The sequence below is a fragment of the Brevundimonas sp. Br13 genome, from assembly GCF_055391505.1.
This window is the reverse complement of sequence record NZ_AP044008.1, coordinates 3256741-3269535: the sequence shown is the minus strand read 5'-3', so window position 1 is coordinate 3269535 and position 12795 is coordinate 3256741. Positions and strand designations below refer to the sequence as shown.

The 12795-nt window shown below is 70.9% G+C and carries 13 protein-coding genes and 1 tRNA gene; 8 read left to right on the top strand and 6 right to left on the bottom strand.

All coding sequences use genetic code 11. From position 1 onward, the window contains the following. Positions 1-36: 36 nt before the first annotated feature. The 3 genes from ACZ5M6_RS16280 to hemC form a co-directional block, all read right to left on the bottom strand. Positions 37-112 (bottom strand) — tRNA-Thr (locus ACZ5M6_RS16280). A 41-nt stretch (positions 113-153) separates the two neighbouring features. After that, positions 154-888 (bottom strand): uroporphyrinogen-III synthase, encoded by a 735-nt coding sequence (locus tag ACZ5M6_RS16275; RefSeq protein ID WP_464159138.1) that lies wholly within the window; start codon positions 886-888, stop codon positions 154-156. Then, the gene (gene hemC, locus ACZ5M6_RS16270) at positions 885-1838 is read right to left on the bottom strand and encodes a hydroxymethylbilane synthase (protein WP_464159137.1); all 954 of its coding nucleotides are present in this window, start codon (positions 1836-1838) and stop codon (positions 885-887) included. The genes ACZ5M6_RS16275 and hemC overlap by 4 nt, the downstream gene beginning before the upstream one ends. Here hemC and tsaD point away from each other — a divergent pair. Genes tsaD through ACZ5M6_RS16255 form a run of 3 tightly spaced genes read left to right on the top strand, consistent with a single transcriptional unit; the run spans position 1837 to position 4431 of the window. Beyond that, entirely contained in the window at positions 1837-3039 is a 1203-nt protein-coding gene (gene tsaD / locus ACZ5M6_RS16265; protein WP_416358890.1) for a tRNA (adenosine(37)-N6)-threonylcarbamoyltransferase complex transferase subunit TsaD, read from the top strand. The two genes, hemC and tsaD, sit on opposite strands and share 2 nt — an antisense overlap. A gap of 26 nt (positions 3040-3065) precedes the next feature. Then, entirely contained in the window at positions 3066-4064 is a 999-nt protein-coding gene (locus ACZ5M6_RS16260) for an NAD(P)H-dependent glycerol-3-phosphate dehydrogenase (protein WP_464160132.1), read from the top strand. Next, positions 4057-4431 carry a Rieske (2Fe-2S) protein gene (locus ACZ5M6_RS16255; RefSeq protein ID WP_464159136.1) on the top strand — a complete coding sequence of 125 codons (375 nt, stop codon included), beginning with the start codon at positions 4057-4059 and terminating at the stop codon, positions 4429-4431. Before ACZ5M6_RS16260 ends, ACZ5M6_RS16255 begins: the two co-directional genes overlap by 8 nt. Positions 4432-4481: 50 nt before the next feature. Here the strand turns inward: ACZ5M6_RS16255 and ACZ5M6_RS16250 are convergent, their stop codons facing one another. Genes ACZ5M6_RS16250 through ACZ5M6_RS16240 form a run of 3 tightly spaced genes read right to left on the bottom strand, consistent with a single transcriptional unit; the run spans position 4482 to position 7306 of the window. Further along, a complete protein-coding gene (locus ACZ5M6_RS16250; protein ID WP_464159135.1) occupies positions 4482-5552 on the bottom strand; it encodes a hypothetical protein in 1071 nt (356 codons plus the stop codon). Positions 5553-5606: 54 nt separating this feature from the next. Next, positions 5607-6374, bottom strand: a complete 768-nt coding sequence (locus ACZ5M6_RS16245) for an ABC transporter permease (protein WP_464159134.1) — start codon at positions 6372-6374, stop codon at positions 5607-5609. Next, the gene (locus ACZ5M6_RS16240) at positions 6374-7306 is read right to left on the bottom strand and encodes an ABC transporter ATP-binding protein (RefSeq protein WP_183215116.1); all 933 of its coding nucleotides are present in this window, start codon (positions 7304-7306) and stop codon (positions 6374-6376) included. Before ACZ5M6_RS16240 ends, ACZ5M6_RS16245 begins: the two co-directional genes overlap by 1 nt. A 145-nt stretch (positions 7307-7451) precedes the next feature. Between ACZ5M6_RS16240 and ACZ5M6_RS16235 the strand changes: the two genes are divergently transcribed. The 5 genes from ACZ5M6_RS16235 (at position 7452) to ACZ5M6_RS16215 (ending at position 12768) form a co-directional block, all read left to right on the top strand. Next, the gene (locus tag ACZ5M6_RS16235) at positions 7452-8849 is read left to right on the top strand and encodes a hypothetical protein (protein WP_464159133.1); all 1398 of its coding nucleotides are present in this window, start codon (positions 7452-7454) and stop codon (positions 8847-8849) included. 17 nt (positions 8850-8866) lie between these two features. Further along, positions 8867-9685 carry a c-type cytochrome biogenesis protein CcmI gene (ccmI, locus tag ACZ5M6_RS16230; protein WP_464159132.1) on the top strand — a complete coding sequence of 273 codons (819 nt, stop codon included), beginning with the start codon at positions 8867-8869 and terminating at the stop codon, positions 9683-9685. Positions 9686-9755: 70 nt separating this feature from the next. Then, positions 9756-10256, top strand: a complete 501-nt coding sequence (gene ccmE / locus ACZ5M6_RS16225) for a cytochrome c maturation protein CcmE (RefSeq protein WP_464159131.1) — start codon at positions 9756-9758, stop codon at positions 10254-10256. After that, positions 10253-12241 carry a heme lyase CcmF/NrfE family subunit gene (locus tag ACZ5M6_RS16220; RefSeq protein ID WP_464159130.1) on the top strand — a complete coding sequence of 663 codons (1989 nt, stop codon included), beginning with the start codon at positions 10253-10255 and terminating at the stop codon, positions 12239-12241. The genes ccmE and ACZ5M6_RS16220 overlap by 4 nt, the downstream gene beginning before the upstream one ends. Then, the gene (locus ACZ5M6_RS16215; RefSeq protein ID WP_464159129.1) at positions 12238-12768 is read left to right on the top strand and encodes a cytochrome c-type biogenesis protein; all 531 of its coding nucleotides are present in this window, start codon (positions 12238-12240) and stop codon (positions 12766-12768) included. The genes ACZ5M6_RS16220 and ACZ5M6_RS16215 overlap by 4 nt, the downstream gene beginning before the upstream one ends. Positions 12769-12795 lie beyond the last annotated feature (27 nt).

Genomic DNA, 12795 nt, shown 5'->3' with positions numbered 1-12795 from the left:
CGAGGCACGATCGTCTCAGGGGCAACTGGGGAAAAGTGGTGCCGCTTAGGTGACTCGAACACCTGACCCCCTCATTACGAATGAGGTGCTCTACCGGCTGAGCTAAAGCGGCCCGGTCGCGCGGGCGGAAACGGCCCGTGCGAGACGCGCTCTTTATACGGGCGCGTCGCGCTTGCCAAGCGCCGCTTTCAAGGTCTTCAACAATGTCGTTTCGTTCGGCTGTTCTGACACCGCCGGTGTCAAGCCGAGCGGGGTCAGGGGCGCGGCTGCGGCGGCGGAGATGCAGGCGCAGACCGCCTGGGCCAGGCGGGTCGGCGAGGCGGCCGCCCAGGACGCCAGGGCCTGCGCGGCGCGCGGGGAATGGATCAGGACCGCGTCGAAAGGGGGCGGATCGACCTGAATTACCCAGGCCGTTCGATAGACGGCCAGGGCCTGGACCGCCACGTCGCGGGCCTGTGCGGCGTGGAGCGCGGCGGCTAAATCCCCCGCCGGGGTTTCCGCCAGGGGCGCCAGCAGGACGGCCTGGCTTAATTCGGCGGCGATCAATCGGGCGAGATCGGTCAGGTCGCCGTCGGCGGAGCGCACGGCGACAAATCCGGCCTCGCGCGCAGCCCCGGCCGTGGCCTCGCCGACGGCGAAGACCGGTCGGTCGCGGCGCGGCGTCAGGGCGGCGAAGGCGGCGACCCCGTTGGCGCTGGTGAAGGCCAGGGCGGCGAAGCGGTCCAGATCGGGCAGGGGCGGGGTCAGGGGCTCCACCGCCAGCAGCGGCTGGATCAGGGGCTCGCACCCCATGTCGCGCAGGCGGGCGGCGGTGCGCGATGCCCCCGGCTCGGCCCGGGTGATCCAGACGCGAGGCTTGGCCGAGGCCGGGCTGAAGGCGGCGGTCATCCGTCCAGGCTCGCCGGATCGACCTCCTGGTCGCCGGCGAAGGCGTGGACCTCGGCCCCCAGCTTTTCGCCCAGGGCGCGAGCGTCGGCCTCGGTCGGCTGGAACAGTTCGCCGACGCGGCGCCAGCGGGCCGAGCCGTCGGGGCTGAGCATTTCCGTGGTCAGCCGCAGGGTGTCGCCGTCGATCAAGGCGTAGGCGCCCACCGCCGTCCGGCACGACCCCTCCAGCGCCGTCATCGCCCCGCGCTCGGCCGCGACGGCGACGGCGGTCGGGGCGTGGTTCAGCGCGGCGACCCACGGGGCTTCGATATCCTCGGCGCGGGTCTGGATCGCCAGGGCGCCCTGGCCCGGCGCGGGCAGAAAGGCGTCCGGCGACAGCTTTTCGCGGATGTGCTCGGTCACCCCCAGCCGGGTCATGCCGGAAACCGCCAGCAGAATGGCGTCGAAATCGCCCTCGGCGGCGCGGCGCAGCCGGGTGTCGATATTGCCCCTCAGCATCTCGACCTTCAGGTCGGGGCGCAGGGCCAGGGCCTGGGCCTGTCGGCGCAGGCTGGCGGTGCCCAGACGGGCGCCGATGGGCAGGGCGTCGAAACGTTCGAAGTCACGGCTGACGAAGGCGTCGCGGGCGTCCTCGCGTTTCGGAATGGCGGCGATGCACAGGCCCTCGGGCTGTTCGGCCGGGACGTCCTTCATCGAATGGATGGCGATGTCGATCCGGCCGTCCAGCAGGGCTTCCTCGATCTCCTTGGTGAACAGGGCCTTGCCGCCCAGCTCCATCAGGCGGCGGTCCTGGACGCGGTCGCCGGTGGTGACGATCTCGACCAGAGGCACGGCCGTTTCGATCTCGGCCTCGGCTATGCCCAGGGCCCGGCCGATGGCCCGCTGCATCATGCCCGACTGGGCCAGGGCCAGTTTGGAGCGCCGGGTGCCGATGCGGAGGGGAAGGGTCATGAGCGTTGCTTACCGGACGCCGGATCGCTACCTCGATCCGATGGAGAGTTCCGCCGACTATAGCAGCGGCGCCGCAGCGGCAACTGGACGGGATGTCCCCCCTCGTCCTGGTGAAGCCCTGACGGTGCTGGGTCTGGAGACCAGCTGCGACGAAACCGCCGCCTCGGTGGTGCGCCTGCACCCGTCCGAACGGGGCGGCCGGGCCGAGGTGCTGTCCTCGGTCGTTCACAGCCAGATCGACGACCACGCGGCCTATGGCGGCGTCGTCCCCGAAATCGCCGCCCGCAGCCATGTGGAGATGATCGCCGAGGTCACGCGCCGCGCCATGGCCGAGTCCGGCCTGGGCTACGACGGTCTGGACGGGATCGCCGCGACGGCCGGACCGGGTCTGGTCGGCGGCGTCATGGTCGGTCTCAGCTTCGGCAAGGCGGCGGCCCTGGCGCGCGGCCTGCCCCTGGTGGCGGTCAACCATCTCGAAGGCCACGCGGTCTCGGCCCGTCTGGGGCAGGAGGTCGCCTATCCCTTCCTGCTGCTATTGGTCTCAGGCGGTCATTGCCAGATTCTGGAGGTGCGGGGCGTCGGCGACATGAGCCGGATCGGCGCCACCATAGACGATGCGGCGGGCGAGGCCTTCGACAAGATCGCCAAGGCCCTGGGTCTGGGCTATCCGGGCGGGCCGGCGCTGGAGCGGCTGGCGCAGCAGGGCGACGGATCGAAGATCGACCTGCCGCGCGCCCTCTTGGGACGCAAGGACTGCGACTTCTCCTTCTCGGGTCTGAAGACGGCCGCCTTCCGCATCGCCCAGACCTGCGAAACCGACCAGGACAAGGCCGATCTGGCCGACGCGGTCCAGACCGCCATCGCCCGGCAGCTGGCCGACCGGTCCGAACGGGCTCTGGCCGCCTATGCCGAGACCCACGATCATCGCCTCTTTGTCGTCGCTGGCGGCGTGGCCGCCAACAAGACCATTCGCGCGACCTTGCAGGCGACGGCGGCGAAACACGGTTTCGACTTCCTGGCGCCGCCGATGGCCTATTGCACCGACAATGCGGCCATGATCGCCCTGGCGGGGGCCGAACGGCTGGCGCTCGGGCTGACCAGCGACATCGACGTGGTCGCCCGGCCGCGATGGCCGCTGGACGAAGCGCGCGCCCTGGCCGATCCTTCGCACAAGCCCGGCCGCAAGGGCGCAAAGGCATGACGAACGAGAACGCCTCGGGAGGGCGCATGGAATTCCGCACCGCAGGGGTCATCGGCGCCGGCGCCTGGGGCACCGCCCTGGCCCAGGTCTGCGTCCGCGCCGGACTGGATACGACGCTTCAGGCGCGTGAGCCCCAGCTGGTCGAGACCTTGAGAACGACGCGCGCCAACGACCTGTATCTGCCGGGCGTGCCCTTGGCTGAGGGGCTCAAATTCACCGCTGATCTGGCCGACTTGGGCGACTGCGACCTGATCCTGGCCGTGCCGCCGGCCCAGCATATGCGCGCGACCCTGACCGCCTTTGCGCCCTATCACCGCGCCGGCGTGCCGGTGGTGCTCTGCTCCAAGGGAGTCGAGCGGGGCACGATGAAGCTGATGACGGAGGTTCTGGCCGAGACCCTGCCGGACGCCCCGGCCGCCGTCCTGTCCGGCCCCAGTTTCGCGGGCGAGGTGGCGCGCGGCCTGCCGACCGCCGTCACCCTGGCTTGCGCCGATCCGGCCCTGGGTCAGGCCCTGCTGAGCACCCTGTCGGCGCCGGGCTTTCGGCCCTATCTGGCCACCGACCTGATCGGGGCCGAGGCGGGCGGGGCGCTGAAGAACGTCCTGGCCATCGCCTGCGGCGTCTCCGAGGGGCGTCAGCTGGGGCGCAGCGCCCACGCCGCCCTGATCACGCGCGGCTTTGCGGAAATGACCCGGCTCGCCGTCGCCATGGGCGGACAGGCCGAGACGGTGGCGGGCCTGTGCGGCCTGGGCGATCTGGTCCTGACCTGCTCCAGCCCTCAGTCGCGCAATATGAGCCTGGGTCTGGCCCTGGGGCAGGGCCAGACGGTGGAACAGGCCCTGGCCGGCAAGCGGTCGGTGGCCGAGGGTTATGAGAGCGCGCCGGCCGTGCGCGCCCTGGCCGCCCGTCTGGGCGTGGAGACCCCCATCGCCGAGGGCATCGCGGCCCTGCTGGCGGGCGAGATCACCGTCGATGGCCTGATCGACGGCCTGTTGTCACGCCCGCTGAAGGCCGAACGTGTCTGAAGGCGAAACCGAGCGCAAACGGGTCTGGAAGACGCCGCCCGGCGTCGCCCTGTGCGCCGAGGGCGACATCGCCGATCCCGGCGCGCGCGGCTTCGTGCTTCAGATCGGCGAGGCCTTCTTCCACGGCTTCGTGGTGCGAAAGGATGGGGTCGTCGCGGGCTGGGTCGACCGCTGCCCCCACGCAGGCTTTCCCATCGCGGTCGAGCTGGACCGCTATCTGACGCCCGACGGCGGCCTGATCCTGTGCGGCTGGCACGGGGCGGTGTTCGAGCCCCTGACCGGCGAATGCAAGGGCGGCCCCTGCGCCGGCGGGCGGCTGACGCCCTGGCCGGTGGCGGCGAGCGGCGGGATCATCCGCACGGCGTGAGCCGCCGTCGTCTCCTCGCCGCGAACTGGAGAGGAGACGAGATCGAAATCTCAGTCGAGCGGCTGGGGCCGGGTGACGATCGGGGCGTCGGGATCGGTCTGGGTGGGGCGCGCGGCGGTCGGGGGCGGCGTCTGCGGCACGATGACTACCGCCGGGGGTTGGACGGCCGGCGCCGTTTGGCTGGGCGCCGGAGTCGTCGCGGGCGTCTGGGTCTGGCTCTGGGTCGGGCGGGACGCGGTCGCGGCTGGAGGCGTCGTCGGGCGAGCGGCCGGCGCGGGGGGTGTCCGCGTGGTCTCGGCCGGCGCGGGCGCTGATGTGGAAGCGGGCTCAGGCGCCGGTTCGGCAGCGGGCGCTTCCGCCTCGACCACCGCCGCCGAGGGCGCCGGAGCGGTTTCAGCCTGGATGGGCGCTGCGGCGGCCGGGACTGTCGGCGGGGCGGCGGGAGCAGGGGCGGGGGCGGGACGCAGGGCGAACCACAGTCCGCCGCCCAGCAAGGCGGCGACGACCAGTCCAGCCCCGACATAGAGCGGCAGACGCGACGGCGCCTTCTCTGCTCGACGTGCAACGGGAGTGGTCGGCGTGATCTCGGGAATCTGGGCGGCGTCGACAGGAGCGCCGACAGGGGGGGCGGCGGCGTCCGTCTCGGGCCGCGTCGCCTGGGCAGGCGGCCGTTCCAGAGCGGACGGCGCAGGCTCCGCAAGAGGCTGGGGCGCGGCGGGCAGCGGGCGAAGCGTCGAATCCGCTGGGGCGGGCGTCGGGGCGGGCGTCGGGGGCGCAGCCGGGGCGGGACGGGCCTGAGGGATCAACGAACCGGCCAGAATGCTCGCGCCGGCTCTCGGACGCGGCGCGGGCGCGGGGCGCTGCGGCTGCAGGCCGCCCTGAAGCAGGCCGGACGCCTGACCTTGCCGACCTTGCGCTCGCCCCTCGGGCGCAGTGGTCAACGGCGTCTTCAGCGGCGGCCGATCCGGAATCCGGTCCAGCGGATTGGGCGCGACGGGCACCGGGCCGACGTGAAAGGTCGTCACGGGCATCCGACCCCAGGTGACCGCCTTGCGGACGAAGGGTTCGCCAGGGGACGGCTGGGGCGCTGGATCGGAAACGGTCTTCTTATCGTCGGACATGTTGCTCTAATCGCTGGCGATCTGGCCGGTTTCGTGACGCCTGGACTTGGAAGTCTAGGCCTTCAGCCGATAGCCGGTCTTGAACATCCACATGACCACCCCCAGGCACAGGGCGAAGAAGCCCAGGGTGGCGGCCACGCTGATCCCGATCGCCACGTCACCCTGGCCGTAGAAGGTCCAGCGGAAGCCCGAGATCAGATAGACTACCGGATTGAACAGGGCGACCGTGCGCCAGCCCTCCGGCAGCATGTCGATCGAATAGAAGGAGCCGCCCAGGAAGGTCAGGGGCGTGACGATCAGCATGGGAATGAAGTTCAGCTGTTCGAAACTGCCGGCCCAGATGCCGATGATGAAGCCGAACAGGCTGAAGGTCACCGAAATCAGCACCAGCATGGCCAGCATCATCACCGGGTGCAGCACCTGAAGCGGCACGAAAAGGGCCGCCGTCGCCAGGATGATCAGCCCCAGCACCGCCGACTTGGTCGCCGCCGCCCCGACATAGGCGATCACCACCTCCAGCGACGACACCGGCGCGGACAGGATCTCATAGATGGTGCCGGTGAATTTCGGGAAGTAGATGCCGAAGGAGGCGTTGAAGATCGACTGGGTGAACAGGCTCAGCATGATCAGGCCCGGCACGATGAAGGCGCCGTAGGCCACCCCGTCCACCGCCTGCATCCGACCGCCGATGGCGCCGCCGAAGACGACGAAATAGAGGGCGGTGGTGATCACCGGGGTGACCACGCTCTGCCACAGGGTGCGAAGCGCCCGGGCCATTTCGAACCGATAGATGGCCCAAACGCCGTATCCGTTGAAGGTCATCAGGCGGCCTCTCCGTCGCGATGGACCAGGCTGACGAAGATGTCTTCCAGCGAGCTCTGGCGGGTGTTCAGATCCTTGAAGCCGATCTCCAGCCGGTCCAGCCGGCGGATCAGGGCGGGCACGCCGGTATCTTCGGCGTTGGCGTCGAAACTGTATTCCAGCTCGCCCCCGTCTGGGCTCAGCCTCAGGTCCCAGTCCGCCAGGTCGGCGGGCAGGGTGGTCAGGGGCTCGACCAGGTTCAGGGTCAGGGTCTTCTTGCCCAGCTTCTTCATCAGGGCGGTCTTCTCCTCGACCAGGATCAGCTCGCCCTTCAGGATCACCCCCACCCGGTCGGCCATCTCCTCGGCCTCTTCGATATAGTGGGTGGTCAGGATGATGGTGACGCCGCGTTCGCGCAGTTTGCGCACCATGGCCCACATGTCGCGACGCAGTTCCACGTCCACCCCGGCGGTCGGTTCGTCCAGGAACAGGATGTCCGGCTCGTGGCTCAGGGCCTTGGCGATCATCACCCGCCGCTTCATCCCGCCCGACAGGGTCATGATCTTGGCGTCGCGCTTGTCCCACAGCGACAGGTCCTTCAGGATCTGTTCGACCAGGGCGGGGTTCCCCGGCCTGCCGAACAGGCCCCGGCTGAAGGTGACGGTGGCCAGCACCGTCTCGAAGGCGTCGGTGGTCAGCTCCTGCGGCACCAGGCCGATCTTCATCCGAGCGGCGCGGAAATCCTTGCGGATGTCGTGACCGTCGGCGACCACAGTCCCGGTGGAGGCGTTGACGATGCCGCAGATGATGGAGATCAGGGTGGTCTTGCCGGCCCCGTTCGGCCCCAACAGGGCGAAGATCTCGCCCCTGTCTATGGTCAGATCGACCCGCTTCAGGGCCTGAAGACCCGACGGATAGGTCTTGGTCAGACCTTGGATCTCGATAACCGGCATGGGCGCTCCCGTTCCTGCGGCGAATGGCGCCTGGCGTGGTCGTGGCGGGAATATGGCGCGCCGCGCGACCGGCTCAAGGGGCGCCAAGCCGTTGTTAACCACATTGGTGCAGGGTCGGGCCTCAAATCTTGCCCAGGGAACCGTCTTGCCTGCCCTGTCCGCCGCCCATCGCGCCGCCCTGGAGGCGGTCGTCCAGGCCTGCCCCGATGACGGTCTGGCGCAGCTGGAGGCGGCTGTCGGCGGACTGCCGGGCGACAAGGCGGCCGAGCTGGCGATCCTGGTTCAGGCGGAAATCCGCGATCGCGCCCGTCGGGACCGGGCGTTCGCGCCCCTGGCGCCCCTGTTTCGCCCCCGCGCCGACCAGGTGGCGGCCCTGACCTTTCCCCGGTCGGTCCTGGCGCGTGTGTGGCGCGAGGCCAAGACCGGCGAAGAGCCCTTCCTCAGCCTGCTGGACGGGGCGGCTCCGTCGCACGGCGACTGGACCCTGGTCGCCGATCGTCTGTGCGCCCGGGCGGCGGCCGTGCTGCGGGACCGGCCCGGCGACGTCTGGCCTGACCCGTCACCGCCCGCGCCGATCCCCAACCTGTCGCCCGCCGCCGTCCCCGCGCCGAGCCCGGCGGAGCTGGCCGGCTGTTTCGACCTGGCGCCCCTGGCGCGAACCGCCACGCCGCGCCTGCCTGCGTGGCTCGACCGCCCCGACGACGAACAGGCGGCGGGACTGCGCCTGTTGATCCAGGACTGTCTGGCCGTCTCGCCCGAAGGCGGGCGCCGGATGGTCGACATCCTGTTCGCCCATGTCGCCGAACCCGAACGGATGCTGCGTGTCGTGACCCGCACCAATCGCCTTGCCGATAAGGAGACGATGCTGAGCCATTCGGACATGGGCGTCTTCGTCGAACGTCTGCTGGCCTCGGTCACGACGCGCGTCGCACGGATCGCCGCCGCCCGGCCCAGCCCGGACGAGGCCGCCATGGCCGAGGTGGTTCAGGAGGTCGCCTGGTGCGCGGGGGTGCTGGGCGAGATCGACCTGTGTCTGCAACTGCGGCCGGCCTCGCCCTGGGGCCGAGCCGCCCGGATGGCGCGGATTCAGGTGGCGGGTCAGATGTCGGGCCTGATGAAGTCCGCCTCGGCCGCCGTCCATGCGGCCCTGCCGATGAAGCGGCAGACGCTGAGCGGCCGGATGACGCGGCTGTCGCCCTGGCTGGACGCGCCCGCGACGGGCGATGCGGTCGAGGCCGCCGCCGCCCTGCTGAACGCTGTCGGGGGGCTGAGAGGCGCCGCCGCCGTCTTCGGCTGCGAGGCGGATCGGATGGCCTTGAAGACCGAGCTGACCGACTATCTGTCCACCTGGGCCAATGAGGCCCTGGATCATCTGGCGGACGGCCAGGTCGCCCAGCCGGAGGGCCCCTTGCGTCTGATCGGCGTCGCGGCGCGGTTCCTGACCCTGATCGACGCGCTGGAGGCCGCGCGGGCGGTGCGACGTCGCGCCGCCGCCGCCGAGGCGCTTCTGGCGACCCAAGGGGCCTCGCCCGCCGCCGCCTGATGCGATAGACGGCGGGGATGATCGCTTTCTGGATAATGACCGGCCTCGCGGCGGCGGGCGCGGCCCTTCTGGTGCTGACCGGCGCGCGTTCCGGCGCTGACCCGACTCCGGCGACACAGGCCGAGATCGGGGCGCGCGAACTGGACGAACTGGACCGGCTGAAAGCGCGCGGGCTGCTGGACGAGGCCGCCCACACGGCCGCGCGCGCCGAGGCGGCCCGGCGTCTGCTGGCCGGGCAGGCAGGGACGACGCCGGCGCCCAAGACCGATCGTCGCGACCGGCTGTGGGTTCTGGGCGGGATCGCCGCCGCAACGGCCGCCGCCCTTGGCCTCTATGTTCTGACGGGATCGCCGGGCCTGCCGGATCAGGCCTATCAGCGGCGGGTCGATGATTGGGCCACGCGGCTGGAGACGCTGGAGCCGGCCCAACTGGCGGCCGTGGCGGCGCGCGCGGCCCAGGATCGACCGAACGACCCCCAGGCCCTGGCCATGCTGGGCGCGGCCCGTTTCGCCGCCGACGACCCCTTGGGCGCCGCCTCGGCCTTTCGTCGGCTGATCGAGCGGGAGCCCGAGAACGCCCAGGCCTGGGCGCGGCTGGGCGAAAGCCTGGTGCGGGCCAATGACGACCAGATCGGCGCCGACGCCGAGGCCGCCTTCCGCCAGGCGGTGAAACACGATCCCGATCAGCTGGGCGCCCGCTTCTTCCTGGGCGAGGCGGCCCTGCGTCGAGGTGATGCGGCCACGACACGGGCCATGTGGACGCCGCTGATCGCCGCCCTCGATCCGGCCGATCCGCGTCGCAAGGATCTGGAACGCCGCCTGCCGAGGGCGGAATGAGCCGTTGGCGCGGGGCGCCGGCCTCTGTAGACGGAAAGAAAAATCCGTGGGGGAGCGGGACCGCTAAGTCATGAGCTGGCTGCCGAAATCGCCGAAGGCGCGCCGTCGCCTGTGGGTCGTCGCCGCCGTGGCGCCGATCCTGGCCCTGGCGGTCGGCCTATCGCTGTGGGCCATGCAGGACAGCGTGACCTTCTTCTACTCCCCGTCCGAGGCCACGGTCGACAAGGCGCCGGAAGGCCGCAACATCCGGCTGGGCGGCCTGGTCGAGACGGGCAGCGTGCGGAAGTCTGGCGACGGCGTCGTCGTTTTCACCGTCACCGACAATATCGCCGCGACCCAGGTCCAGTATCACGGCGACCTGCCCGACCTGTTCCGCGAGGGGCAGGGGATCGTGGCGCAAGGGGCGTTCGGCGCCGACCGCGTCTTCCACGCCAGCCAAGTCCTGGCCAAGCACGACGAGAACTATATGCCGCGCGAGGTCGCCGACCGGATCAAGGCCAAGGGCGAGTGGCGGCCGGAAACCTCGACCGAGACCACGCGCTCAAGCAGGCCGCAGGCTGAAAGCCTATGATCGTCGAGTTCGGGGCCTTCGCCCTTGCCCTGGCCCTGGCCCTGTCGGTGCTTCAGACCGTGCTGTCGGCGGCGGGGCGGGCCCGGCGCAGCCCCGTGCTGGCTGGGGCGGCTGAAGGGGCGGCGATCGGCGCCGCAGCGGCGACGGCCCTGGCCTTTGCGGCCCTGATCTACGCCTTCGTCATTTCGGACTTCTCGGTCTCCAACGTCGCGGCCAACAGCCACACCGACAAGCCGATGCTGTACAAGGTCGCCGGCGCCTGGGGCAGTCACGAGGGATCGCTCTTGCTGTGGTGCCTGGTCCTGACGGTCTTCGGCGCCGTCCTGGCCCGCGCGCGCGGCCTGCCGTTCGGGCTGAAGGCCTCGGCCGTGGCGACCCAAGGCGCTCTGGGCTCGCTGTTCCTGGGCTTCGCCGTCTTTGCCTCCAGCCCCTTTGTCCGCCTGGACCCCGCCCCCTTCCAGGGCGCCTCGCTGAACCCCTTGCTTCAGGACCCGGCCCTGGCCGTCCATCCGCCGCTGCTCTACGCGGGCTATGTCGGGTTTTCGGTCTGTTTCTCCCTGGCGGTCGCGGCCCTGATCGAGGGCCGGGCTCAGACCGCCTTCTGGCCCGCCTGGGGCCGGTGGGTGCGCCCCTGGGCCTTGGCCAGCTGGGCCTTTCTGACCGTCGGCATCACCCTGGGCTCCTTCTGGGCCTATTATGAGCTGGGCTGGGGCGGCTGGTGGTTCTGGGACCCGGTCGAGAACGCCAGCTTCATGCCCTGGCTGGCGGGCGCGGCCCTGTTGCACAGCGCGGTGGTCACCGAGCGGCGCGGGGCCCTGGCGGGCTGGACCGTCTTTCTGGCCCTCCTGGCCTTCAGCTTCTCCATGCTGGGCGCCTTCCTGGTGCGATCGGGCGTCCTGACCAGCGTCCACGCCTTCGCCGTTGATCCCCAGCGCGGGATGATGCTGCTGGCCATCCTGGGCCTCACGGCCGGCGCCGCCTTCGCCCTATTCGCCTGGCGCGCGCCCCAGCTGAAGGGCGGCGGCCTGTTCGCTCCGGTCAGCCGCGAGGGCGCCCTGGTGCTGAACAATCTGTTCCTGACGGCGGCGGCGGCGACCGTGCTTTTGGGCACCCTCTATCCCCTGATCCTGGAGGCGGCCTCCGGCGCGACCATCTCGGTCGGCCCGCCCTATTTCGCCGCCACCTTCGTTCCCCTGATGACGGTCGCCTTCATCATCCTGCCTGCGGGGCCTCTGCTGGCGTGGAAGCGGGGCGACCTGGCGGGGGCGACGCAGAGGCTGGCGGTCGCGGCGGGCCTGTCGCTGGTCTGCGCTCTTGCGGCCTACGCCCTGTGGTCGCCGAAGAAGGCGTTGGCCGCCGCCGGGATCGGCCTGGGCGCCTGGCTGATCCTGGGCGCCCTGGCCGAGGTCGCCGAACGGGCGCGGCTGTTCCGCGCCTCGCCCGCCGAGACCCTGCGTCGCCTCAAGGGTCTGCCGCTCGGCGCCTGGGGCATGAGCCTGGCCCATCTGGGTCTGGGGGTCTTCATCCTGGGGGCGGTGGTCGAGACCGGCTTCAAGGCCGAGGCGGCCCGCGCCCTGACCTTGGGCCAAACCGTCTCCGCCGGGCCCTGGACCGTCACGCTGGATCAGGTCCGGGTGGTCGAAGGCCCCAACTATCTGGCCGAACAGGGGCGTCTGACCGTGCGACCGTCAAACGACCGGGGTCGGGCGAAGACCGTCACGGCCGAACGCCGCTTCTTTCCCGCGGGCGGCCAGACCACGACCGAGGTGGGGCTGGATTTCCGGGGTCTGGACGACGTCTATGTGGTGATGGGCGAGCGGGCCGGAACGACTGAGGCTCCCGCCTGGGTCGTCCGCCTGTACTGGAATCCCTGGGCGCGGCTGATCTTCCTGGGGCCGATGATCATGGCCTTCGGCGGCCTGTTGTCCCTGCTGGATCGCCGGCTGCGGCTGGGCGTCGGCGCGCGACGGCGGAGGCCGGCGTGAGGCGGCTCTCGATCCTGCTGGCTGCGCCGCTCCTGGCCCTGATGCTGACGGCGGCCGAGCCCGCCGCCGCCCCCGACCGTCCCTTGAGCGACCCGGCTCAGGAAGCCCGCGCCCAGGCCCTGTTCAAGGATGTCCGTTGCGTCGTCTGCCAGCACGAGGCCATCGCCGACAGTCCGGCGGGCGTCGCCGGCGACATGCGCCGCCTGATTCGCGAACAGATCGCCGCCGGCGCCACGGATCAGGCCGTGCGTCAGGACCTGGTGCGCCGGTTCGGCGACTATGTCCTGTTCACCCCGCCGGTGCGGGCCGGAACCTGGCTTTTGTGGTTCGGCCCCTTCGCCCTCATCCTGCTGGCCGGGGGCACGCTGATCCTGCGCGCGCGTCGCCGCCCGATGGAGGTCGCGCCCCTTTCGCCTCAGGAGGAACATCGACTGCAAGACATTCTCGCAAATGAGAAGCTTCGCCGCGATCCTGACGCAAGCTCGCCTCACGACGGGCGCTTGTCGGGATCAACCATCGAACGCTGAAATTGGCGTAATGCCCGTTCGGCCTAT